Raw genomic sequence first — 22,874 nt, 5'->3', positions numbered from 1 at the left:
CTCACTCCTGTCAGGCCCCGCATACGACACACCTGTACCCCTAGGGGTACCACCCACGCCTTTGAGGCAGTGGGCGAGGTACGGCACCACAGAAACATCAGCAAACTCCACAGCGTCGTCGTATGCCGCCCGAGCACCACGCGGCGCTCCCGTCCCGGGAGTTGCCCACCGGGCCCGCGCCTCCCGTGACCCTGCAGTGGGGAGGCCAGCGCCAGGGGCACGATTGCGTCCGCCAGGGTCACCGAAGCGGGCGATGCTGGAAGGAAACCGTGTGAGCCGGATCTCGGTCCGGGGATTCGCAGTGGCCTCGGCCACCGCGGTCACCGCCGTCGGAAGCGTCGTCGGCGTTGCCTCGGGCAGCACCGCGCAGCCCAACGACGCAGAGGCGACGGCAAGCGACTCGACGCTCCTCGCTGACATACCCGCGGGCCAGCAGGCCCAGGTGCAGACCGCGTCCCTGACGCAGCAGGCCGACGCCCAGGCCATCGCCGCCGACGCGAGCGCCAAGAAGGACGCCGAGGAGGCGGCCCGCAAGGCTGCCGCCGAGACCGCGGTCGCGAAGAAGGAAGCCGCCGAGAAGGCGGCCAAGGAGCGCGCCGAGGCGAAGGAAGCGGCCAGCCGCAGCGCTCGCGACGCGTCCAGCTTCGCCGTGCAGAGCTCCTACACCACCGCGCAGATCCAGGCGATGGCGCGCCAGATGGTGCCGAGCGCCCAGTTCCAGTGCTTCAGCAACATCGTGGACCACGAGTCCAGCTGGAACTACCACGCCGTCAACGCCTCTTCCGGCGCCTACGGCCTCTTCCAGGCGCTGCCCGCCTCCAAGTACTCCTCCGCGGGCTCGGACTGGCAGACCAACCCGGCCACCCAGATCAAGTGGGGCCTCAGCTACATGGACGGCCGCTACGGCAGCCCCTGCGAGGCCTGGTCGTTCTGGCAGGCGAATCACTGGTACTGAGACCGGCCCCGGCTGCCGACGCTCAACCTTGCGAAGCCCCTCCCCGTCCTAGGGGGAGGGGCTTTCGCCATGTACGGTCGGACGCAGTGGCTCCAGGGGGAGTGGTGGGGAGAGAAGGGGGAAAGGGACGGATCATGTCGCGAGTGCCAGGGTGGCTCAGCCGGGTCGGTACCAGACTGACCGAGATGGGTGAGCGCCTCGACGAGCGTCGCGCCGAGTTCGAACGGGAGCACAGCGACCCCGAACCGCCGCCCGCGCCATCCTCACATCCCCCGTCCTCCCCTTCCTTCCCGTCACCCGCGCCGGCCGATGACGAGTCAGCGTCCGCCGACCACGCGCCCGTTGCCGTTGCCGTCGCCGTCCGCCCGGACCCCGCACAGGCGGTCCCCTGGGGCGTACGGGTCGCGGCCGAGGCGGGCTGGCGGCTGCTCGTCCTCGCGGGCACCGTGTGGGTCCTGATGAAGGTCATCAGCGCCGTCCAGCTCGTGGTGCTCGCCTTCGTGGGGGCATTGCTGATCACCGCCCTGCTCCAGCCGACGGTGGCGCGGCTACGGCGCCTCGGCGTGCCGCGGGGCCCGGCCACCGCGCTCACGGCGATCCTCGGCTTCGTCATCATGGGACTGATCGGCTGGTTCGTGACCTGGCAGGTCATGGAGAACATCGACAATCTCTCCGACCAGGTCCAGGACGGCATCGACGAACTACGCAAGTGGCTGCTGAACAGCCCCTTCCACGTCACGGACAAACAGATCAACGAGATCGCCAAGAACCTGCGCGAGGCGATCGGCGCGAACACGGACCAGATCACGTCGGCGGGCCTGGAAGGCGTCACGGTCGTGGTCGAGGCCCTGACCGGCATCCTCCTGACCGTCTTCTCGACCCTGTTCCTCCTCTACGACGGCCGGCGCATCTGGGAGTGGTCGCTGAAACTGGTGCCCGCGGCGGCCCGTCCGGGGGTCGCCGGGGCCGGACCGCGCGCCTGGCGCACCCTCACGGCCTACGTCCGCGGCACGGTGATAGTCGCGTTGATCGACGCGATCTTCATCGGCCTGGGCATCTACTTCCTCGATGTCCCGATGGCCGTTCCGCTGGCCGTGTTCATCTTCCTCTTCTCCTTCATCCCGCTGGTCGGCGCGGTGGCCTCGGGCGCGCTGGCGGTCGTCGTCGCCCTGGTCACCCAGGGCGTCTTCACCGCCGTCATGACCCTTGCCGTGGTCCTCGCGGTCCAGCAGATCGAGGGCCACATCCTCCAGCCGTTCATCCTGGGCCGCGCGGTCCGGGTCCACCCGCTGGCGGTGGTCCTCTCCGTCGCCGCGGGCGGCATGGTCGCGGGAATCGGCGGCGCGGTGGTCGCGGTGCCGCTGGTGGCGGTGACGAACACGGTCGTCGGCTATCTGCGTTCGTACTCCCAGGGGCCGGCCCTGCGCACATCCCCCGAACCGCGGGGCGCGACCGCGGTGGACACGGCCCCGGTGGACGCGCCGAAGCAGTAGCCGTTCACGACGTTCTCGCACATCCAGTCCCTCCGGTCGTCGCAGCGCCCCGGGGACGGGACGGGTAGCGGCGGCGGGGGCGGAAACGCCAGGGCCCCGCCCACCGCGAGGGTGAACGGGGCCCGGAAGCGAACCGTGGCCGGAGCTACTCCGCCAGCACCGCCTCCGCGTCCAGCGTGACGCCGACCGCCTGGATCACCGAGGCGATCTTGAAGGCCTCCTGGACGACCTCACGCTCGACGCCCGCCTTGCGGAGCACCTGCTCGTGCGAGTCGAGGCACATACCGCAGCCGTTGATCGCGGAGACCGCGAAGGACCACAGCTCGAAGTCGACCTTGTCGACGCCGGGGTTGCCGATGACGTTCATCCGCAGCCCCGCGCGCAGGGTGCCGTACTCGTGGTCCGAGAGGAGGTGGCGGGTGCGGTAGAAGACGTTGTTCATCGCCATCACCGCGGCAGCGGCCTTCGCCGCCGTGTACGCCTCGGGCGACAGGTTCGCCTTCGCCTCCGGCTCCAGCTCGCGCAACACGATCGGCGAGCGCGAGGCGATGGCGGTCGCCAGGACCGTGCCCCACAGCTGCTGGGCGGGCAGGTCGGAGTTGCCGATGACCGAACCCAGGTTCAGCTTCAGGTCCTTGGCGTAGTCCGGGACGCGGGACTTGAGGGAGTCGAGGGACATCTGCTCACTCACCGGCCAGCAGCTTGACCGGGTCGAGGGTCTCGTCGCCCTTGGACCAGTTGCACGGGCAGAGCTCGTCCGTCTGCAGCGCGTCCAGGACCCGCAGGACCTCCTTGGGGTTACGGCCGACAGAGCCGGCGGTCACCATGGAGAACTGGATCTCGTTGTTCTGGTCGACGATGAAGACCGCGCGCTTGGCGAAGCCGTCCTCGCCCTCGATGCCGAGGTCGCGCATCAGCTCGTGCTTGGAGTCGGCCATCATCGGGAACGGCAGGTCCCGCAGGTCGTCGTGGTCCTTGCGCCAGGCGTGGTGGACGTACTCGGAGTCGCCGGAGAAGCCGAGGACCTGGGCGTCACGGTCGGCGAACTCGTCGTTCAGCTTGCCGAAGGCGGCGATCTCGGTCGGGCACACAAAGGTGAAGTCCTTGGGCCACGCGAAAACGATCTTCCACTTGCCCTCGTAGGTCTTGTGGTCGATCGTCTCGAACTCCTTGCCCTTCTCCAGCGAGACACAGGCGTTCAGTTCGAACTGGGGGAACTTGTCACCGACAGTGAGCACACGCTCTCCTTGCAGCGAGGGAGCACCCCTTTTGAGGGTGTTTCCCATGGGTTGGACGCTGTCGATGTTGGCACAGGGTGCATTGATTAGGGAAATAGCTACACTCAGTGGAGTTGATCGGAGGCGGTTATCAGTGACTGTGGGTAATGGGAACACGAGGAGGCAGCCCAGCCTCGCCCAGCTGCGCGCCTTCGCCGCCGTCGCCGAGCATCTCCACTTCCGTGACGCGGCCGCGGCGATCGGTATGAGCCAGCCGGCGCTCTCCGGTGCCGTCTCCGCGCTGGAGGAGACGCTCGGGGTGACGCTGCTGGAGCGTACGACCCGCAAGGTGCTGCTCTCGCCGGCCGGCGCCCGTCTCGCCGTACGCACGAAGGCGGTGCTGGAGGAGGTCGGCGCGCTGATGGAGGAGGCGGAGGCCGTGCGTGCCCCCTTCACCGGCGTACTGCGCCTCGGGGTCATCCCCACCGTCGCGCCCTACCTCCTGCCCACCGTCCTGCGCCTCGTCCACGACCGCTATCCGCAGCTGGACCTCCAGGTCCACGAGGAGCAGACCGCGAACCTCCTCGACGGCCTGGGCACCGGCCGGCTCGACCTGCTGCTGCTCGCGGTGCCTCTCGGGGTGCCCGGCATGGCCGAACTCCCGCTCTTCGACGAGGACTTCGTACTCGTCACCCCTCTCGACCACTGGCTCGGCGGCCGGGAGGGGATCCCGCGCGAGGCGCTCAAGGAGCTGAACCTGCTGCTCCTCGACGAGGGGCACTGCCTGCGCGACCAGGCCCTCGACATCTGCCGGGAGGCCGGGCGCGTGGACGCCCCGGTGACCACGACCGCCGCCGGCCTGTCCACGCTCGTCCAGCTCGTCGCCGGCGGCCTGGGCTGCACCCTGCTCCCGCGGACCGCCGTCAAGGTGGAGACGACCCGCAGCACCCAGCTCCTCACCGGCTACTTCGCCGACCCCGCCCCGACCCGCCGGATCGCCCTCGTCATGCGGACGGGCACCGCGCGCGGCGCCGAGTACCAGGAACTGGCGGCCGCCCTGCGGCAGGCGCTGCGACCGCTGCCGGTGCGGGTGCTCGACGAGGGTGCCTGAAAACTACCTCTCCCGATCGTTCAAATGAGCGCCGAACAAAGCTCCTTGAACGGCCCCGCGCGTCAACTTCCGCCACCTGAAGACAGGTCGGAAGATCATGGCCGGAATGTGCGCCCGGACTGATACACATACCCCCTCGGTGCTACGCGTCAGCCGTATGTGCGAAATCCAGTGAAGGCCAAGGGGAGTGATGTCGGGTATTCGGGAGGGCACTCGGGATTCCCTCGGCCGGGTCGGATACGACCTGTTGTCGCGCGCGTTGCTGGACTGCGGGCGGGAGTGGTTCACGGGGGAACTGCGGGTGGCCGGATCCCCCGGCGGCACCTTTCACCTGCGCAACGGCCTGGTCGTCTCCGTCGAGACCCCCGGCGCCCCCGGCCCCGGCGCGCTGCTGCTGCGCTCCGGCCGGGTCAGCGGCGAGCAGTGGGACGAGCTGGTGCGGGAGTCCGGTGGCTCGCGCTGGCCGGCGGGTGGGCTGATCGCACACGGGTACGCCGGAGCCGCCCAGCTCAGAGTGGTCTGTGTGATGGCGCTGCAGGACGCGGCGTTCGCGGTCGTGGCGGGCCGGGTCGACGGCTGCGAACCCGTCGACGGGGCCGAGCCGCCCGCCGCCCCGGTCGCCGTGGGCGAGGCGTCGGCCCGGCTGCTGCAGGACGCGACCCGCAAACTGGCCGCCCTCGCCGCGCTGCCGTATCCCGTACGGCCCGACCGGGAACGGCCCGTACCCGCGCTCGTCTCGCGCGCGGGAGCGCGGCTCACCGCGTTGCAGCGCGAGCTGCTCACCCATGCCGACGGCCGCCGCACCGCCCGTGACCTGGCCTTCCGTACCGGACGCGGGGTCTACACCGTCACCGTCGAGCTCGCCCGGATGCTCGCCGAGGGGCTCCTGGAGTGCGCGGACGCACCCGCGCCCATTCCGGTCCGGCTGCCGCCCGACTGCCCGGGAGTCCGCCCCCGGGAGGCACAGCCGCCCCCCGAACCGCCCCCGCGCCCCACCTCTCTGCCCCGCAGGAAATCCCACCGCGAAATGAACCCCATGTCCCCCCACATGAAAAAGAAGAACAAATGCGATCGGAATTAGGGGAGTTGCATACATGGACCACAAGGCCCTCGCGCAGGAAATGCGCGGCTTGCGTGAGCAGGTGACCGGCATCACCGACACCGCGGTGGCCGCGGCCGACGGACTGCTCATCGCGGCCGACATCGCCGACTCCATCGACCCGGAGGGCCTCGCCGCCCTCGCCGCGGCCGGCCTCGGACTCGCCCGCCGCACCGCCGAGGCGACCGACCGCGGCGCCCTGCACCGGACGGTGACCTACGGCAGCCACGGCTGCGCCGCCTTCTACGCCGTCGGCGACACCGCGCTGATGGTCGTACTCGGCGACGAGGGAATGGACGTGGACCGGCTGCACACCGCGACCCAGCCGGCCCTGACCCGGATCGGCTCGATCCTCACGGCGCGGGACATCACATCGGAAGACACCAAAGCCTCCGAGGGAGTGTGAAGGGATGGCGACGAAGCGTATGTCCCCGGGTTTCTCCGACCAGGTGATGGGCCTGGTCAAGTCCCTGCGCACCGATGCCCCCGACTGTGTCGCCTCCGGCGCGGTCGACATGTCCACCGGGATGCTGCTGTCGTACGAGACCGTCGACAACCACCCGCCCGAGGTCCTGGACCTGCTGGCGGGCGCGACCCTCGACCTGTTCCAGGGCCGTACGGTCGTGATGATCGAGGACGTCTTCAAGGAGCGCCGCGGCGTCACCAGCGACAACCACTTCTTCCAGGAGATCCTGGTCAACAGCGAGAACCTCACACACCTGTTCGTGCGCATGAACGAGCAGCAGGACGTCGTCGCCGTGGTGGTGTGCCGCAAGTCCGTGAATGTGGGCATGCTGTTCGCCCAGGTCCGGCGGGTGGTGCGGGAGTACAGCCTCTGAAGCACGCGTGGGACCCCTCCCGGTTGGTCGGGGAGGGGCCCCACGGGTCTTCCTACTCCGTACGGAGGCCGTCCGGCCGCATCAGCCGGATCAGCGGAGGCAGGCTCAGCAGCGTCACCAGCAGGACGACCGCCGCGCCGGAACCGGTCATGGACAGGACGCTCGCCCAGTCCACGCCCACCGGGGTGCCCGTCATCTTCAGCAGCACCGTGCCCAGCGTGAGCCCCACCGCCGTGGCCAGCAGCAGGCCCAGCGCGATCGGGATCGCCGTCTGCCACAGCACCGACAGGCTCAGCGTGCGCCGCCGGGTGCCGAAGGCGACGAGCGCCGACAGCAGCTTGCGGCGCTCGCGCAGCTGTTCCAGCTGGGAGACCAGCAGGCTCGCCCCGACCAGCGCCAGCACGCAGATCGCGCCGACGAGCAGCCCCGTGCGGAGGGAGCCGAACTTGCCGGACGTCGTCGTGGCGGACCAGGACGTGGGGTCGGCCAGCGGGTTCACCGTGGCGGCGGTGTTGCGGGCGTACTCGTCGGCGTCGGGCACGGACGCGTCGAGGGAGAGGTACAGCTCGCCGGTGACCTCTCTCTCGAGGTTCTTCGGCAGTGCCGCCGGTGTCATCAGGAAGCCGTCGCGCAGGCTGCCGGTCGGGTCCTTGACCGAGTGGGCCGTGACGACGCCCGCCGGGACCGTCCAGCCGGCTTCCGTACCGGCCCCGTTCGACGAGGAGTCGAGGTACAGCTTCTTGCCGGGCTTGTTCAGCTCCGTCGTGTCGGCGGAGTAGTCCGTGCCGTCGAGGGCGAACAGGTCGCCGTCCTCGCAGGAGGGCAGCTTCGCCACCTCGCGCAGCGCCGCGCAGTCGCCGACGGTCAGCTGGGCGACGTCGTTCGGGCCGTTCTCGCTGTTCCAGGAAGCGTCGCCGAGGTAGCCCTCCCACAGGCTGGTGACGTGCCGTACGCCCCTGGTCCCGGTGAACTTCCGGGCGGTCGCCTCCAGCGGGGCGCCCTTCGGCACGTCCACCTGCATCTGTGCCCGGGAGAGATCCTGGGAGGTGGACTTGGTGTACTGGTCGTCGACCCCGGTGAACAGCATCTGCAGGGCGATCGCCGCGGCCACCGCGACCGCGATGCCGTTGACCATCCTGGCCGCCGTGCCGCTGCTCAACTGCAGGCGCCGTACCGCGAGTTGCCAGGCGACACCGCCCGGGCCGAGCCGGGCGACGCACCGCTCCACCAGCCACGGCAGCAGCGCGGTGACGCCGACGAGGAGCAGCAGGACGCCGCCGGTCACCAGGTACTGGTTGAAGTCGCCGTTGGCCCGCCCCTGCCCGATCATCGGGAAGAGCATGGCGAGGCCGGCCACCGGCAGCAGCAGCCGCCACCACAGACGGCGCCGTGCGGGTTTCGCCGCGCGCACCACACCGAGCGGCTCGATCACCACGGAGCGCAGCGCGAAGAGGGTGACCAGCACGGCGGCCGCCGGAACCGCCACCGCGACCAGCGCGGCCAGCAGCGGCGAGGGGTTGAGGTAGCTGGGCCACACGCTGATGCCCATCACTTCCACGGAACCGGCCACCTGACGTCCGATCAGGAAGAACCCGGTGCCGAGGGCCAGGCCGAGCAGTGCTCCGGCCATCGCCTCGCCCGCCGCGATGCGCCGGGCCATCCCGCCGTCGGCGCCGACCAGCCGCAGCGCCGCGAGCCGGCGGTCGCGCCGCTCGCCGCCGAAGCGTACGGCCGCCGCGATGAACACCGCGACCGGCATCAGCAGCATCACGATCACGACGAGGTTCAGCAGGGCCAGTACCGGGTCGGACTCCTCGGGCGTCGGGTTCGGGTTGCCGAAACTCTTCAGCCGGGTCATGTTCGCGTCGTCCATGTGCGCGGCGAGCCCGGAGGCGCCCGCGAAGTAGGCGAGTTCCTGCGAGCCGATCAGCCCGCTCTCCCCGATGGTCCCGGTGATCCGGTACGGCAGCCGTTCACGCAGCAGCTTCGCCCCGTCCGAGGCGAGCAGCTTCCTCAGCGCGGGGGAGACCAGCATCTCGCCCTTCGCCGGCCACGCGTCCACCCCGGGTGCCAGCGGGGCGCGCGGCCCCTCCGGCTCCACCGTCCGCCCGCGCACGTCCTTGCCGTGGAACGTCGTGTCGGTGTTGGCGATCAACAAGGTGTTGTCGCCCTTGGGCGGGTCCTCGGCCAGGAACGAGTAGTCCAGGCGGGCCTCTTCGCGTTCGTGCCGCACCGACATCGCGTTCGGCAGCGCGGTCGACAGCAGCAGCAGCGCCACGCCGAGCCCGACGCCCACCGCCGTCAGCACGGCCCGGACCCACCCCTCCCGTCCGCCCGCGAAGGCGAACCGGATTCCCAGGACCAGGTCCCGGGACCTCCCCCACACTCGGCTCCGCTCGCGCGGGCGAGTCCCCCTGCGCACGTTCATACGACGCGCTCCATGTCCCGCGACTTCCCGTCCCGTACGACGATCTCGCGGTCGGAGTAGGCGGCCACCCGTGCCTCGTGCGTCACCAGCACCACGGCCGCGTTGGCCGACCGGGCCGCCTCGGTGAGCAGCTCCATCACCCGTTCGCCGTTGAGCGAGTCCAGCGCGCCGGTCGGCTCGTCGGCGAACAGCAGCCGCGGGCTGGTGACCAGCGAGCGCGCCACGGCCACCCGCTGCCCCTGCCCGCCGGAGACCTCCCCGGGCCGCTTCTTCGCGAGGTCGTCGACCTCCAGCCGCTCCATCCAGCCCAGGGCGGTGTGCTCGGCCTGCTTGCGTGAGGTGCCGTTGAGCCGGAGCGGCAGCGCCACGTTCTCCACGCAGGTCAGCTCCGGCACCAGCTGCCCGAACTGGAACACGAACCCGAACTCCGAGCGCCGCAGCCGGCTGCGCCCGGCGTCGTTCATCGTCGCCAGATCCTGCCCGTTGTACACGATCGACCCGGAGTCGGGCGTGACGATCCCGGCGAGACAGTGCAGCAGCGTCGACTTGCCGGAGCCGGAGGGGCCCATCACGGCGACGACCTCGCCGGGGTGGATGGAGAACTCGGCGCCGTCGAGCGCGGTCGTCGGACCGTAGGCCTTGCGCAGCTCGGAAGCGGTGAGCAGGGAACCTGCCGGATGAGTCGTCATCGGGTCACCGCCTCGGCGAGTCTGTCGAGGCGCGCGGCGGTCAGCTCCAGCCAGCGCAGGTCGGCCTCGAGGTGGAACAGGGCGTGGTCGCAGATCAGCTGGTCGGCCAGGTCGCCCTTGCGCTTGCGGTCCGTCAGGATCCGCATGCTGCGCAGGTGCTCGGACCGCTGCGTGTCGAGGATGTCGGCCGCGTCGCGGTGCGTGAGCAGTGCGAGGACGACCTTGGTGTAGAGGGCCGACTGGAGGTACGGCTCGGGCTTCTCCGGCGTCGCGAGCCACTGCTCCACGTCGGTGATCCCGGCGTCGGTGATCGCGTACCGCTTGCGCTCGGGGCCGCCGCCCGCCTCGATCCCGTCGACTTCGACGAGTCCGTTCTTCAGCAGGCGGGACATCGTCGAGTAGACCTGGCCGTAGTGCAGCGGCCGGTCGTGACCGAACTTCTCGTCGAAGGCCCGCTTGAGGTCGTAGCCGTGGCGGGGCCCGGACTCCAGGAGCCCTAGAAGGGTGTGACCGATGGACATGCACTCACTCTACATACGGTGTATACGCAGTGTGTATACGCGGAGTGTGTAGACCGTGGTGGAAGGTGTGAGTGTGCAGGTGGCGGGCGATTGTCACGGTTCTGCTACACGCGTGCAGGTCCGTTCAGCCGGCCGCGAGAGGCCGCCGCCGATGCCGTGCGCGGTGAACTCCCACACCTGCGGGGCGGGCATGTCGGGAACGTCGGCGATGGCCGACGACTCGTGTGCCATTCATGCACTTTCGCCAGCTTCTGTCTGGCTAAGTGATAACGCTTTACCGCCGCACGGCAACCTTGGCCCCCTCTCGTACGTCGGTTCCGTTGAAGCGGGGTGCTGATTGTCACGTCCGTAAAAGACCGGATCGGAATCTCTTTGTCATAGAGAGCGGTGTTAGCTTTCTGAGCTGACCTGCCCTGGGCACCGGTGTGACAGCCGAGAACGAAGCGGAGCGAGCAGACTCATGGGACGAGCGGACGAGAGACGAGCGCGGCAGCGAGGCGGCCGCCGCGCTGCGCCCAGCAACCGCTCGTCGCAGGTGGCGGTCGACGAGGGGCCGACGGTCGTGGGCCAGGGCCGTGCGGCGGCCCGCAGGGGCGCCAAGCGCGGCAAGGGCGGGAAGGCCGCGAAGAAGAGCCTCATACGCCGGATGTTCACCTGGAAGAAGATCCTCGGCACCTTCCTCGGCCTGTGCCTGCTCGGCATAGGCGCCTTCATCGTGCTGTACATGACGATCGACATCCCCGCGGGGAACGCCGACGCCCAGCTCGAGAGCAACGTCTACAAGTACAGCGACGGCTCGGTCATGACCCGCGACGGCGACGTCAACCGAGAGATCGTGGACCTCTCGCACGTCCCCAAGGAGGTCCAGAAGACCTTCGTCGCCGCCGAGAACAAGTCCTTCTACAAGGACGCCGGCGTCGACCTCAAGGGCACCGCGCGCGGTCTGCTCAACACGCTCTCCGGCAAGGGCGCGCAGGGCGGTTCGACGATCACCCAGCAGTACGTCAAGAACTACTACCTGACCCAGGACCAGACCGTCACCCGCAAGCTGAACGAGCTGGTCATCTCCCTGAAGCTGGACCGGGAGAAGACCAAGGACTACATCCTCGCCGGCTACATCAACACCAGCTACTACGGCCGCAACGCCTACGGCATCCAGGCCGCCGCGCAGGCGTACTACCGCGTCGACGCCGACAAGCTCACCGTCGCGCAGGGCGCGTACCTCGCGGCGCTGCTCCAGGCGCCCAGCCAGTACGACTGGGCGGCGGCCACCGACACCGGCAAGCAGCTGGTCCAGGCGCGCTGGAACTACGTCCTCGACAACATGGTCGAGGAGGGCTGGCTGGGCAAGACCGAGCGCGACGCCATGGTGTTCCCCAAGCCCCTGGCGCCCAAGCCCGCCCCTGGGCTGGGCGGCCAGAAGGGCTACCTGGTGAAGGCCGCCAACGCGGCCCTGGAGAAGCAGCTCGTCGCGCAGGGCGTCGCCGACAACGCCAAGCAGGCCGAGGACATGGTCGGCCGCGGCGGCTGGACCATCACGCTCAACATCGACAAGAAGAAGCAGGCGGCGCTGGAGAAGTCCGTCAAGGACCAGCTGACCAGCAAGCTGGACAAGAAGAAGCGCACGGTCGACGGCGACGTCCAGGCCGGTGCCGTCTCGGTCGACCCGAAGACGGGTGCGGTCGTCGCGATGTACGGCGGTGTCGACTACTACAAGCACTACTACAACAACGCCACGCGCACCGACTACCAGCCCGCCTCCACCTTCAAGCCGGTCATCCTCGCGGCCGCTCTGGACGAGAGCGCCCAGACGCAGGACGGCAAGGCGATCACGGCGAACACGGTCTACGACGGCACGAGCAAGCGGCCCGTCGAGGGCAGCGACATCGGCTTCGCCCCGGAGAACGAGGACGACCAGGACTACGGCAACATCACCGTGCAGACGGCGATGAACAAGTCGGTCAACTCCGTCTTCGCGCAGCTGGGCGTCGACGTGGGCATGGACAAGGTGCTCAAGGTGGCCGACGACCTGGGCATGGACACCGCGGACCTGAAGGCGGTGCCCGCGCAGACCCTGGGCACCATGGGCGCCAGCCCGCTCCAGATGGCCGGCGTCTACGCGACCCTCGACAACCACGGCAAGAAGGTCACCCCCGCCCTGATCCAGTCCGTCGAGCACATCTCCCGCACGGTCACCATGCCGGACCCGGTCGGCGACCAGGTCATCAGCCGCGAGGCCGCGGACACGGTCACCTCGGTGCTCACCGGAGTGGTCGACGACGGTACGGCCAAGAAGTCCGTGCGGGACAACCCCATGCGCGACGGCCAGAAGGTCGCGGGCAAGACGGGTACGTCCGACAACAACAAATCCGCCTGGTTCACCGGCTACACGCCGAGCCTGGTCACCTCGGTCGGCCTGTTCGGCGAGAGCGCCAAGGACGGCTCCCAGGTGACCCTGACCGGCGCGACCGGCCTCATTCCGGGCGTCGGCCGGATCAACGGTGGCGGTTATCCGGCGCAGATCTGGGCGGACTACACCTTCGGGGTGCAGACCAAGGTCACCAAGTTCGACCTGGAGACCGACCAGGGCGCGGCGGTCCAGCCGACCGCGACGCCGACCCCGTCGCAGACGGTGTCGGAGACCCCGTCCGAGACCCCGACGACCGAGGAGCCGTCGGAGACCCCGACGACCGAGGAGCCGTCGGAGACCCCGACGACGGAAGAGCCGACGGAGACACCCACGGAAACGCCGTCGGAGACCCCGACGGAGACACCGACGGACGACACCGGCGATCCGTTCGGCGGAGTGGTCGGCCAGTGACCGCAGGCCAGTGACCGCAGGAGAGGGGCGCCCGGAATCCACCGGGCGCCCCTCTCCGTGTGCGGAGCGCGTCAGCCGCCGTTGACGTTGTCGGCGATCCGGTCGCCGATCTCCTTGTCGATGTTCCGCCAGTACTGCACCGCGCGGTCCAGCACGGGCCGGGACACATCGGCCTTGAGATGTCCGCTGACGTTCGACACCAGCCGGTCACGGGCCGCGTCGTCCAGCACCTGGCGCACCATCGTGCCCGGCTGACCCCAGTCGTCGTCCTCGCGGTGCAGCCTGGTCGCCTCGCGCACCAGCTCGCCCGCAGTCTCCCAGCTCGCCGGGTCGCCGAAGCGGCCGTAGTCGGCCGCGGGGCCGCCGTAGGAGTTGGGTGCGTACGGCCGGGCCGCGTTCGACGGCACGTACCGCATCGGGCCGTCCTTGGCGTACGAGTTCACCGGGACGTGCGGCCGGTTCGGCGGCAGCTGGGCGTAGTTCGGGCCGATCCGGTAGCGGTGGGTGTCCGGATACGAGAACAGCCGGCCCAGCAGCATCTTGTCCGGCGAGGGCCCGATGCCGGGGACGAGGTTCGACGGCTCGAAGGCGGCCTGCTCGATGTGGATGAAGTAGTCCTCGGGGTTCTTGTTCAGAACCATCCGTCCCACGTCGATCAGCGGGTAGTCGCCGTGCGGCCAGACCTTGGTCAGGTCGAACGGGTTGAAGCGGTAGTCCGCCGCGTCCTCGAACGGCATGATCTGGACCTTCAGGGTCCAGCTCGGCGCGTTCCCGGACTCGATCGACTCGTACAGGTCCCGGCGGTGGATGTCCGCGTCCGAACCGGCCAGCTCGTCGGCCTCCGCCTGGGTGAGGAAGTCGATGCCCTGGTCGGTCTTGAAGTGGTACTTCACCCAGAACCGCTCACCACCGCCGTTGATCCACATATAGGTGTGGGAGCTGTAGCCGTTCATGTTGCGGTACGTCTTCGGGATGCCCCGGTCGCCCATCAGCCACGTGACCTGGTGCGCCGACTCGGGCGAGAGCGTCCAGAAGTCCCACTGCATGTCGTTGCTGCGCAGCCCGGTCACGGGGTGGCGCTTCTGCGAGCGGATGAAGTCCTGGAACTTGATCGTGTCACGGACGAAGAAGATGGGGGTGTTGTTGCCCACCAGATCGTAATTGCCCTGCTCGGTATAGAACTTGAGTGCGAAGCCGCGGGGGTCGCGCCAGGTGTCGGGGGAGCCCTGCTCACCCGCGACGGTCGAGAAGCGCGCAAGCATCTCCGTACGCCTGCCGGGCTGGAAGAGGTCGGCCTTGGTGAACTGGCTCACGTCATTGGTGACTTCGAAGAACCCGTACGCGCCACTGCCCTTGGCGTGCACCACCCGCTCGGGGACCCGCTCCCGGTTGAACTGGGCCATCTTCTCGATGAGGTAGTGGTCCTGGAGCAGGATCGGGCCGTCGGGACCGACGGTGAGCGAGTGCTCGTCGCTCTCCACCGGAATACCGACGTTGTTCGTGGTGTACGGAGCCTTCTGGGATTCCTGTGTCACGAGCGTCCTCCCGTCAGAAGAGGGTGGTCAGGTCGCTTCGCTCACCCCAGCAGTCAACTCCGCCGACGGGATGTCGGCAACTTTTGGACGGGGTCCAATACCGGTACGGTTCTGAGCGGCTGCCGGGGGCGCCCCGCCCGGGGTACCCCCTCAGCCGCGGTTCAATTCGAACCAGACCACCTTCCCGGTGCTCAGCCGGGTCGCTCCCCACCGTCTGGCCAGTTTGTTCACCAGGTACAGCCCGCGCCCGCCCTCGTCCGTGGCCCGCGCCTGCCGCAGCCGCGGCAACTGCGGCACGTCGTCGCCGACCTCGCAGCGCAGCACGTCGGTGCGCAGCAGACGGAGCGTGACCGGCCGCGACGCATAGCGCACGGCATTGGTCACGACCTCGCTGACGAGCAGCTCCACGGAGTCACTCATCTCCTCCATGCCCCAGCGGGACAGCGCACGCCGGGCGAGCCGCCGGGCCCGGCCGGGAGCGGCGTCCTCCGGCTCCAGGAACCAGTACGCCACATCGCTCGGCGCGATCCCGTCGAAGCGGGCGGCGAGCAGCGCGATGTCGTCGTCCCGGTCGCCCGGGCCGAGCATGTCGAGCACCTCGTCGCACAGCGCCTCGAGCGGCGGCGGATGATCGGGTCCGGTGAGCTGCGCGGTCGCGGCGAGCTTCTCGCGCAGCTGCTCTATGCCGGTCCACACGTCCCGCAGCCGCGACTCCACGAGCCCGTCGGTGTACAGCAGCAGGGTCGCGCCGGCCGGGGCGTCCAGCTCCACGGCCTCGAAGTCGACACCGCCGACCCCGATGGGCGCGCCCGCCGGCACCCGCAGCACCTCGGCCCGCCCGCCCAGGTGCAGCAGCACCGGCGGCGGATGCCCGGCGTTGGCGATGGTGATCCGGTGCGAGACCGGATCGTAGACGGCGTAGAGGCAGGTCGCCATGCGGTCGGTACCGAGCCGCTGAGCCTGCTCGTCGAGGTGGTGCAGCACCTCCTGCGGCGGCAGGTCGAGCCCGGCCAGGGTCTGCGCCGTGGTGCGCAGCTGCCCCATGATGGCCGCCGACGTCATGGAGTGCCCCATCACGTCACCGACGACGAGGGCGACCCGGCTCCCGGGCAGCGGAATGGCGTCGTACCAGTCCCCACCGACCCGGGCGGTCTCGGCGGCGGGCAGATAGCGGGACGCCAGCCGCACACCCGTGGGCCGGGGCAGCGTCTCCGGCAGCATGGTGCGCTGCAACTCGTCGGCGATGTACGCCTCGCGTCCGTACAGCACCGCCTTGTCGATGCCGAGCGCACTGTGGGTGGCGAGCTGGGCGGCGACCAGCAGGTCGTCCGCCTCGAAGGCGATGCGCTCGGGCCGGCGCAGGAAGACCGCGGCACCGATCACCCGACGCCGGCCGCGCAGCGGGGCCAGGATCGCCCGCTGCCCGCTGGGCACGACCAGCTCGCCGCCGTCGCCCAGGAGTTCCGGCAGCGCGGCACGGGCGGCCGGGGTGTCGGCGAACACCGGACGCACCCCACGCAGCACCTCGGCGAGCGCGCCGCCGGGCCGTACCTCGCACAGTTCGGCGGTGACCGCCGACAGCTCGGTGAGCTCCGGCGGCTGCTCCGGCTGCGGCGCCGACGCGAACCCGTTCTCGGTGTCCCGCTCCTCCGGGATCCGGTCGGTGCGGCGCAGCCGCAGCACGACGGGCCCCGCGGGCCGCTCGTCGCCGACGGGCAGCGGATCACGCAGATAGACGAGGATGGCGTCGCTGAAGGTCGGCACGGTCGCCCGGCACAGCCCCATCACGATCTCGTCCAGGTCGATGCCCCGGGCGATCCGCCGGGTCGCGGCCCCGACGAAGCGCAGCCGGTCCCCGTCCCGCCGCATCGGCGTGGGCCGGCCGCGCGGCACCCCCTGCCCCGTACGCCGGTCCTGCTGGTCCCCGGCGCCCTTCTCGACGGCGTCCGGCCCGGCGCCGCCCGGCTGGGCCGGGATGCCCTCGGGCACGGGACGCGGGCGATGGGTGCCGGTCTCGGCGACGGCGGGCTGGGAGTGCTCGGGATCGCCGCCGGCCGGATCCTTGCCCTTCGCGCACGGAGTCGCCCTACCGGGCGTGCTCGCACCAGGTGTGGCCGTACCGGGCGTCGTCGTCCCAGGTGTCGTGGCACCGGGCGTCTCGTCGGTGCGCGCCTGGGCGGCCTGGGAGGGCTGGGCGGACTGGGGCGGTAAGGCGGCGGCTCCGGGAACGCGGGCCGGTGGCGGGGTACGCAGGAGCGCCCCGCGGGGGTCCGTGGGGTCGACGCCCTGGGGGCGTTCGTAGGAGATGGGGTGCTCCGTCACGCGTGTCGCATCCGTCCGTCCGGGGCTGCGCGCCGCGCGCGCAGTTCGTCCCGCAGGAAACCCGATACCCGGAATACATGTCCCAGGAACGGAATTCCCGCGTGACCAGAGGTTGTTCCTGCGCCACGGGCGGCCCGGGCGAACCCCGTTCCGGCGCGCCCGGAGCTCGTGCCCGCGCCACCGGAGCCGTCGGCGAAGCCGGTTCCGGTAGTGCCCTCGTACCCCTCGCTCACGTCCTGCCGCCCCTCGGTGACGTTCGGTCAGTCTCGGTGCCCGTTCCGGGAGTTGCCGCTGTACGCCCTTGCGGAGGACGATCCTACGTTTGTTGCCCGGGGGCGCATCAAGGGTCTCATGGGGACACGTGCACGGGTGTGCGGTCCCAGTCCTCCGGCAGCAACGGTACGGCCCAGGACGGATCAGGGCGCCAGTGCTGCCAGCCCTGGGAGTACGGCGGCCCCCAGGCCTCGATCACCTCCACCGCGTCGCGTCCCGCCGCCCGCACCCGCTCGGCGAGTTCGGCGCCCATCAGCCCGTCCCGCTGGGCCTGAGCGAACTCGTCCTCGTCGCGCCAGTCCCAACTGCGGTCCGGGTTGACGGAGATGTCCAGGAAGTAGTCCTCGGAGTCGACCCCGCCCTTCCAGCGGGTCAGCGGCTCCTCCAGGTTCACGTACCAGTTCTTGAACTGCCAGCCGGGCTCCCAGAACAGCCACACCGACCAGGATTCCCCGGGCCGGGCCAGCTTCAGCACCCCGGTCCCGAACCACCGGTCGCGCTGCACGCTGCGCGGCTTGGTGTAGCGCGACTGGAGCGGCTCGACGTGCACGGGAGTGCCGTCGGCGAGCACGGGCTTCACGCACGTCGTACCGGGCGCCAGCCACACGGCCAGCACCTCTTCGTCATCCCGCACGACGGTGACGGGCCGCGCGATGTGGAAGCGCTCGCCCGCGTTCTCCCGATAGCGCCACAGGATCTGACTCCCGGGCGCCCAGAAGGCCGTCGAACCACCGTTCCCCACGCGTCTCACCACTCCACCGTCTGCCATGCACAGATATTAGGTGTCATAGGCATACGACGCTGCGGTGCGTGTCATGGTTCACGCCGTGGCCGTGCTCGGTTCGCGATTGGTTACGGATGCGTCATACGCAGGACATCCAACGCCTCGTCGAGCTGTTCGACCGTCAGGTCCCCGCGCTCCACATACCCGCTCTCCAGGACGACCTGACGGATCGTCTTCCGCTCGGCCAGCGCCTTCTTGGCGACCTTGGCGGCCTCCTCGTACCCGATGTACCTGTTGAGCGGAGTGACCACGGAGGGCGACGACTCGGCGTACTCACGCGCCCGCTCCCTGTTCGCGGTGATCCCGTCCACGGTCCGGTCGGCGAGCAGCCGCGACACGTTGGCGAGCAGCCGGATCGACTCCAGGACGTTCCTGGCGATCACCGGCAGCATCACATTGAGCTCGAAGTTGCCGGCGGCTCCGGCGGTGGCGACGGTGGCGTCGTTCCCCACGACCTGGGCGGCGACCATGAGCACGGCTTCCGGAATGACCGGATTGACCTTGCCCGGCATGATGGACGACCCCGGCTGGAGGTCGGGGAGGGAGATCTCGGCGAGCCCGGTCCGTGGCCCGGAGGCCATCCACCGAAGGTCATTGGAGATCTTGGTCAGCGAGACGGCGATGGTCCTGAGCTGTCCGCTGGTCTCGACGATCCCGTCCCGGGCACCCTGCGCCTCGAAGTGGTCGCGCGCCTCGGTGAGCGGGAGCCCGGTCGCGCGGGCCACCTCCTCGATGACCGCCGCGGAGAACCCGGGCGGCGTGTTGATCCCGGTGCCGACGGCGGTGCCGCCGAGGGGCAGTTCGGCGAGCCGGGGGAGCGAGGCGCGCAGCCGCTCGACGCCGTACCGCACCTGCGCCGCGTACCCCCCGAACTCCTGCCCCAGCGTCACGGGAGTGGCGTCCATCAGATGCGTCCGCCCGGACTTCACGACGTCCGCGAACTCCTCGGCCTTGCCCTCCAGCGAGGCGGCGAGGTGCTCCAGGGCCGGGACCAGTTCGCGGGTGACGGCGGCGGTGGCGGCGATGTGGATGGACGACGGGAACACGTCGTTGGACGACTGCGAGGCGTTGACGTGGTCGTTGGGGTGTACGTCCCGGCCGAGCCGCTCGGTGGCGAGGGTGGCGATGACCTCGTTGGTGTTCATGTTCGACGAGGTGCCGGACCCGGTCTGGAACACGTCGATGGGAAAGTGCTCGTCCCACCGCCCCTCGGCGACCTCCCCGGCCGCCTCCTGAATCGCCTCGGCGATGTCCTTGTCGAGCACCCCCAGCCGCGCGTTCACCTTCGCGGCGGCGCCCTTGATGCGGGCGAGGGCCTCGATGTGGGCGCGCTCGATGCGCTGGCCGGAGATGGGGAAGTTCTCGACGGCACGCTGGGTCTGGGCCCGCCACTTGGCGTCCGCGGGGACCTGGACCTCGCCCATGGAGTCGTGCTCGATGCGGTATTCGCTCATGCCGGTTATAGCGGTCGGGACGGCTGGGATGTTCCGGTTCTTGGGCCGCACGAGTGCCGGTGCCACTGCTGTGGCCCAGGTCTCATCGCGACCGTGCGGCGGACGAGAGGGCGCCGACGTCCTCGGTGTTCGCGGTCGGCCCGCACGGCCCGCCCCTGACCTCGGCCCGCACACGGCGACGCCCCCGTCATCGGACGGGGGCGTCGCCCTGCGCCAGGCCCGCCGCACGGGGCGGCCGGGCGGCTCGGTCAGGCCAGGCCCGGACCGCGCACCGGGATGCTGGTGAAGGTCGGCTGCGGCGCCGGGTTTTGGAAGAAGTCGTTGCCCTTGTCGTCGACGACGACGAACGCCGGGAAGTCCTCGACCTCGATCTTCCAGACGGCCTCCATGCCGAGCTCCTCGTACTCGACGACCTCGACCTTCTTGATGCAGTCCTGGGCGAGCCGGGCGGCGGGTCCGCCGATGGAGCCGAGGTAGAAGCCGCCGTGGGCCTCGCACGCGTTGGTGACCTGCGCGGACCGGTTGCCCTTGGCGAGCATCACCTTGGAGCCGCCCGCCGCCTGGAACTGCTCGACGTAGGAGTCCATGCGGCCGGCGGTCGTCGGGCCGAAGGAACCGGACGCGTAGCCCTCGGGGGTCTTCGCCGGGCCCGCGTAGTAGACCGGGTGGTCCTTCAGGTACTGCGGCATCTCCTCGCCCGCGTCCAGCCGCTCCTTGATCTTGGCGTGCGCGATGTCGCGGGCCACGACCAGCGGACCGGTGAGCGAAAGGCGGGTCTTCACCGGGTACTTGGTGAGCTCGGCGAGGATGTCGTCCATCGGCTGGTTAAGGTCGATCTTGACGACGTCGGAGGATTCGTCCAAGTGCTCGTCCGTCGTCTCCGGCAGGAACCGTGCCGGGTCCGTCTCCAGCTGCTCCAGGAACACACCCTCGGCGGTGATCTTCGCGACGGCCTGCCGGTCGGCGGAACAGGACACCGCGATGGCGACCGGGCAGGACGCCCCGTGCCTCGGCAGCCGCACCACGCGCACGTCGTGGCAGAAGTACTTGCCGCCGAACTGCGCGCCGATCCCGATCTTCTGCGTCAGCTCGAAGACCTTCTCCTCCAGCTCCTTGTCCCGGAAGCCGTGGCCGAGCTCGGATCCCTCGGCCGGGATCTCGTCCAGGTAGTGCGCGGAGGCGTACTTCGCGGTCTTCAGGGCGTACTCGGCGCTCGTGCCGCCGACGACGATCGCCAGGTGGTACGGCGGGCAGGCGGCCGTACCGAGCGAACGGATCTTCTCCTCCAGGAACTTCATCATGGAGGCCTCGTTCAGGACGGCCTTCGTCTCCTGGTAGAGGAAGCTCTTGTTGGCGGAGCCGCCGCCCTTGGCCATGAACAGGAACTTGTACGCGCCGCCGTCCGTGGCGTACAGCTCGATCTGCGCCGGGAGGTTGGACCCCGTGTTCTTCTCGTCCCACATGGTCAGCGGAGCCATCTGGGAGTAGCGCAGGTTCAGGTTCTTGTACGCGTCGTAGATACCGCGCGAGAGGGCTGCCTCGTCCCCGCCCTGGGTGAGGACGTTCTGCCCGCGCTTGCCCATGACGATCGCCGTGCCGGTGTCCTGGCACATCGGGAGCACGCCCGCCGCCGCGATGTTCGCGTTCTTCAGCAGGTCCAGGGCGACGAACTTGTCGTTGCTCGACGCCTCGGGGTCGTCGATGATGCGGCGCAGCTGGGCCAGGTGGGCCGGGCGCAGGTAGTGCTGGATGTCGTGGATGGCCTCCGCGGCGAGCTTGCGCAGCGCCTCCGGGTCCACCTTGAGGAACGTCCGCCCGTCGGCCTCGAAGGTGGACACACCCTCGGAGGTCACCAACCGGTAGGGGGTGGTGTCCTCTCCCATCGGGAGCAGATCGGTGTACGCGAACTCAGGCATCTCGCCCATTCCTCACTCGACAGACAGCGGCTGGCCTCCATTGGCAGCGCCCACCAGCGTAGAACCTGCCGCCGACGGCGAGCTTGTGAGGTAGGGCTCACTTCGGGGGTGTCGCGATCTATCGTGTTTCGCTACGCTGCTGTCGTGGACCTTCAGAAGCAGGGCGAGCCGCGCGCCGCCGAACCCCGGGGCGCCGAATCCAGGGTCGCCGAACTGCGCGCCTCGGACGCCGACCGTGACCGCATCGCCGACATCCTGCGCGACGCCCTCGCCGAGGGCCGCCTGACCGCCGAGGAACACGCCGAGCGCGTCGAGGGCGTGCTCGCCGCCAAGACGGTCGGCGAACTGGAGGTCTTCATACGGGACCTGCCGGCCGCCCACCAGCGAGCCGCCCCGGCCTACGCGGCCGCCCCCAGCCGTCCGACGGCGGGCGCGATTCCGGTCGACCCCGACGAGAACGTGGTCGCGGTCTTCAGCAGCGCCGTCCGCAAGGGCCGTTGGCGCGCCGGGCGCCGTATCCACGCGTACGCGATCTTCGGCAGTGTCGAGATCGACCTCAGCGAGGCGCTCTTCGAGTACCAGCAGGTGGTCATCAAGGCGCTCTCGGTCTTCGGCAACGTCGAGGTGCGGGTTCCGGAGAACGTCTCGCTGCGTGGCACCGGCGGTGGTGTGCTGGGGAACTTCGAGGTGGGCACCCTGGACGCGGCGGACCCGGACGCCCCCGTCGTCTACCTCGACGGCTGGGCGGTGCTGGGCAACATCGAAGGCAGGCCGAAGCGCGGCAGGCTCGTCGCGGACATCCTTGATCGCGTTCAGCACAAGGTCGACAAGAGTTTGCGCAAACACCTGGACCGTTGACGGTTGTGAACGCGAGTGTGCCGACGGTGGGATTGCCGGGGTGCGGGTGGGCGGGGGTCCCCGAAACCCCGCGGTTCGGAACTGAGTGCATAGGCGCGCGTACAGCGGGTAGGCCTTGCTGCATCGTCTCTCGCTCGCGAAGCCGTCGTCAGGAGTAGACCGTGCTGCAACCGCCGCATTCGTCCCTGCAGGTAGCTGCCGTACCGGCCCAGCGGGTGCCGGTGCGGGACAGGGACCAAGACGCCCCCTGGCACACCGAGGCGGTGTGCCGGCGCGACGAGGCCGGCCTGTTCTTCGCACCCTCCAAGGAACCCACCGCCGCCCGGCTCTCCCGCGAGGAGGCGGCCAAGCGCGTCTGCGCGCGCTGTCCGGTGATGGTCGAGTGCCGCGAGCACGCGCTGCTGCAGCCCGAACCGTACGGCGTCTGGGGTGGTCTCACCGCTGCCGAGCGCCGTGTGGTCCTGGCCCGGCGCCGCCGGCGTGAACTCGAACTGAAGAAGGCCCGCGCGGCGAACCGCATAGCGGCCGCCGGCTAGCAGACAGGCACGTGAAGGGGGCG

At 69.9% G+C, this 22,874-nt stretch carries 20 protein-coding genes; 9 read left to right on the top strand and 11 right to left on the bottom strand.

Annotation, left to right across the window (positions count from 1 at the left end):
• Positions 1-271 precede the first annotated feature (271 nt).
• Positions 272-955 carry a lytic transglycosylase domain-containing protein gene (locus tag ACFY16_RS09865; protein ID WP_390646579.1) on the top strand — a complete coding sequence of 228 codons (684 nt, stop codon included), beginning with the start codon at positions 272-274 and terminating at the stop codon, positions 953-955.
• A 134-nt stretch (positions 956-1,089) separates the two neighbouring features.
• Positions 1,090-2,448: an AI-2E family transporter gene (locus tag ACFY16_RS09860; protein ID WP_390646578.1), complete on the top strand. Its 1,359-nt coding sequence runs from the start codon at positions 1,090-1,092 to the stop codon at positions 2,446-2,448.
• 145 nt (positions 2,449-2,593) lie between these two features.
• Here ACFY16_RS09860 and ACFY16_RS09855 read toward each other — a convergent pair whose 3' ends face one another.
• Both ACFY16_RS09855 and ACFY16_RS09850 read right to left on the bottom strand, forming a co-directional pair.
• Complete coding sequence (locus ACFY16_RS09855; protein WP_390646704.1) at positions 2,594-3,127, bottom strand: alkyl hydroperoxide reductase; 534 nt, start codon at positions 3,125-3,127, stop codon at positions 2,594-2,596.
• Between the two features lie 4 nt (positions 3,128-3,131).
• Positions 3,132-3,686 (bottom strand): peroxiredoxin, encoded by a 555-nt coding sequence (locus ACFY16_RS09850; RefSeq protein WP_390646577.1) that lies wholly within the window; start codon positions 3,684-3,686, stop codon positions 3,132-3,134.
• 133 nt (positions 3,687-3,819) lie between these two features.
• On the opposite strand from ACFY16_RS09850, the gene ACFY16_RS09845 reads away from it, so the two are divergent.
• The 4 genes from ACFY16_RS09845 to ACFY16_RS09830 all read left to right on the top strand — a co-directional run bounded on the left by ACFY16_RS09845 (position 3,820) and on the right by ACFY16_RS09830 (position 6,714).
• On the top strand, positions 3,820-4,776 hold the full coding sequence (locus ACFY16_RS09845) for a LysR substrate-binding domain-containing protein (RefSeq protein WP_390646576.1): 957 nt from the start codon (positions 3,820-3,822) through the stop codon (positions 4,774-4,776).
• Positions 4,777-4,966: 190 nt separating this feature from the next.
• Complete coding sequence (locus ACFY16_RS09840; protein ID WP_390646575.1) at positions 4,967-5,857, top strand: MarR family transcriptional regulator; 891 nt, start codon at positions 4,967-4,969, stop codon at positions 5,855-5,857.
• A 13-nt stretch (positions 5,858-5,870) separates the two neighbouring features.
• Positions 5,871-6,281: a roadblock/LC7 domain-containing protein gene (locus ACFY16_RS09835; protein ID WP_390646574.1), complete on the top strand. Its 411-nt coding sequence runs from the start codon at positions 5,871-5,873 to the stop codon at positions 6,279-6,281.
• A gap of 4 nt (positions 6,282-6,285) precedes the next feature.
• Positions 6,286-6,714 (top strand): hypothetical protein, encoded by a 429-nt coding sequence (locus tag ACFY16_RS09830; protein ID WP_390646573.1) that lies wholly within the window; start codon positions 6,286-6,288, stop codon positions 6,712-6,714.
• Positions 6,715-6,766: 52 nt separating this feature from the next.
• On the opposite strand, the gene ACFY16_RS09825 is transcribed toward ACFY16_RS09830, so the two are convergent.
• From ACFY16_RS09825 to ACFY16_RS09810, 4 genes are all read right to left on the bottom strand, one after another.
• A complete protein-coding gene (locus tag ACFY16_RS09825; protein WP_390646572.1) occupies positions 6,767-9,142 on the bottom strand; it encodes an ABC transporter permease in 2,376 nt (791 codons plus the stop codon).
• The gene (locus ACFY16_RS09820; protein ID WP_390646571.1) at positions 9,139-9,831 is read right to left on the bottom strand and encodes an ABC transporter ATP-binding protein; all 693 of its coding nucleotides are present in this window, start codon (positions 9,829-9,831) and stop codon (positions 9,139-9,141) included. The genes ACFY16_RS09825 and ACFY16_RS09820 overlap by 4 nt, the downstream gene beginning before the upstream one ends.
• A complete protein-coding gene (locus ACFY16_RS09815) occupies positions 9,828-10,352 on the bottom strand; it encodes a PadR family transcriptional regulator (RefSeq protein WP_390646570.1) in 525 nt (174 codons plus the stop codon). The genes ACFY16_RS09820 and ACFY16_RS09815 overlap by 4 nt, the downstream gene beginning before the upstream one ends.
• Before the next feature lie 93 nt (positions 10,353-10,445).
• Entirely contained in the window at positions 10,446-10,583 is a 138-nt protein-coding gene (locus ACFY16_RS09810) for a hypothetical protein (RefSeq protein ID WP_390646569.1), read from the bottom strand.
• Positions 10,584-10,812: 229 nt separating this feature from the next.
• Here ACFY16_RS09810 and ACFY16_RS09805 point away from each other — a divergent pair, with 229 nt between their 5' ends.
• The gene (locus tag ACFY16_RS09805) at positions 10,813-13,173 is read left to right on the top strand and encodes a transglycosylase domain-containing protein (protein ID WP_390646568.1); all 2,361 of its coding nucleotides are present in this window, start codon (positions 10,813-10,815) and stop codon (positions 13,171-13,173) included.
• Positions 13,174-13,244: 71 nt separating this feature from the next.
• Here the strand turns inward: ACFY16_RS09805 and ACFY16_RS09800 are convergent, their stop codons facing one another.
• From ACFY16_RS09800 to ACFY16_RS09780, 5 genes are all read right to left on the bottom strand, one after another.
• Entirely contained in the window at positions 13,245-14,708 is a 1,464-nt protein-coding gene (locus ACFY16_RS09800) for a catalase (protein WP_390646567.1), read from the bottom strand.
• Between the two features lie 150 nt (positions 14,709-14,858).
• Entirely contained in the window at positions 14,859-17,030 is a 2,172-nt protein-coding gene (locus ACFY16_RS09795) for a SpoIIE family protein phosphatase (protein ID WP_390646566.1), read from the bottom strand.
• Between the two features lie 349 nt (positions 17,031-17,379).
• Positions 17,380-18,072 carry a DUF402 domain-containing protein gene (locus ACFY16_RS09790; protein WP_390646565.1) on the bottom strand — a complete coding sequence of 231 codons (693 nt, stop codon included), beginning with the start codon at positions 18,070-18,072 and terminating at the stop codon, positions 17,380-17,382.
• An 83-nt stretch (positions 18,073-18,155) separates the two neighbouring features.
• Positions 18,156-19,541, bottom strand: a complete 1,386-nt coding sequence (locus ACFY16_RS09785) for a class II fumarate hydratase (RefSeq protein ID WP_390646564.1) — start codon at positions 19,539-19,541, stop codon at positions 18,156-18,158.
• A 248-nt stretch (positions 19,542-19,789) separates the two neighbouring features.
• Positions 19,790-21,457, bottom strand: coding sequence for a fumarate hydratase (locus ACFY16_RS09780; protein ID WP_390646563.1), 1,668 nt, complete (start codon positions 21,455-21,457; stop codon positions 19,790-19,792).
• Positions 21,458-21,601: 144 nt separating this feature from the next.
• Between ACFY16_RS09780 and ACFY16_RS09775 the strand changes: the two genes are divergently transcribed.
• Both ACFY16_RS09775 and ACFY16_RS09770 read left to right on the top strand, forming a co-directional pair.
• On the top strand, positions 21,602-22,315 hold the full coding sequence (locus ACFY16_RS09775) for a DUF1707 domain-containing protein (RefSeq protein ID WP_390646562.1): 714 nt from the start codon (positions 21,602-21,604) through the stop codon (positions 22,313-22,315).
• Between the two features lie 161 nt (positions 22,316-22,476).
• Positions 22,477-22,851: a WhiB family transcriptional regulator gene (locus ACFY16_RS09770; RefSeq protein WP_390646561.1), complete on the top strand. Its 375-nt coding sequence runs from the start codon at positions 22,477-22,479 to the stop codon at positions 22,849-22,851.
• The last annotated feature ends 23 nt before the right edge of the window (positions 22,852-22,874 follow it).

The sequence above is a fragment of the Streptomyces sp. NPDC001315 genome, from assembly GCF_042896175.1.
In the GTDB taxonomy this organism is placed as follows: Bacteria; Actinomycetota; Actinomycetes; order Streptomycetales; family Streptomycetaceae; genus Streptomyces.
This window is presented reverse-complemented; position numbering and strand designations above follow the sequence as displayed.

What these genes read in the sequence shown, in the direction of transcription:
- ACFY16_RS09820 (WP_390646571.1), bottom strand. Translation starts at nt 9,831, where the DNA reads ATGACGACTCATCCGGCAGGTTCCCTGCTCACCGCTTCCGAGCTGCGC.
- ACFY16_RS09785 (WP_390646564.1), bottom strand. Translation starts at nt 19,541, where the DNA reads ATGAGCGAATACCGCATCGAGCACGACTCCATGGGCGAGGTCCAGGTC.
- ACFY16_RS09830 (WP_390646573.1), top strand. Translation starts at nt 6,286, where the DNA reads ATGGCGACGAAGCGTATGTCCCCGGGTTTCTCCGACCAGGTGATGGGC.
- ACFY16_RS09815 (WP_390646570.1), bottom strand. Translation starts at nt 10,352, where the DNA reads ATGTCCATCGGTCACACCCTTCTAGGGCTCCTGGAGTCCGGGCCCCGC.
- ACFY16_RS09790 (WP_390646565.1), bottom strand. Translation starts at nt 18,072, where the DNA reads ATGGCAGACGGTGGAGTGGTGAGACGCGTGGGGAACGGTGGTTCGACG.
- ACFY16_RS09780 (WP_390646563.1), bottom strand. Translation starts at nt 21,457, where the DNA reads ATGCCTGAGTTCGCGTACACCGATCTGCTCCCGATGGGAGAGGACACC.
- ACFY16_RS09825 (WP_390646572.1), bottom strand. Translation starts at nt 9,142, where the DNA reads ATGAACGTGCGCAGGGGGACTCGCCCGCGCGAGCGGAGCCGAGTGTGG.
- ACFY16_RS09855 (WP_390646704.1), bottom strand. Translation starts at nt 3,127, where the DNA reads ATGTCCCTCGACTCCCTCAAGTCCCGCGTCCCGGACTACGCCAAGGAC.
- ACFY16_RS09810 (WP_390646569.1), bottom strand. Translation starts at nt 10,583, where the DNA reads ATGGCACACGAGTCGTCGGCCATCGCCGACGTTCCCGACATGCCCGCC.
- ACFY16_RS09805 (WP_390646568.1), top strand. Translation starts at nt 10,813, where the DNA reads ATGGGACGAGCGGACGAGAGACGAGCGCGGCAGCGAGGCGGCCGCCGC.
- ACFY16_RS09840 (WP_390646575.1), top strand. Translation starts at nt 4,967, where the DNA reads ATGTCGGGTATTCGGGAGGGCACTCGGGATTCCCTCGGCCGGGTCGGA.
- ACFY16_RS09860 (WP_390646578.1), top strand. Translation starts at nt 1,090, where the DNA reads ATGTCGCGAGTGCCAGGGTGGCTCAGCCGGGTCGGTACCAGACTGACC.
- ACFY16_RS09835 (WP_390646574.1), top strand. Translation starts at nt 5,871, where the DNA reads ATGGACCACAAGGCCCTCGCGCAGGAAATGCGCGGCTTGCGTGAGCAG.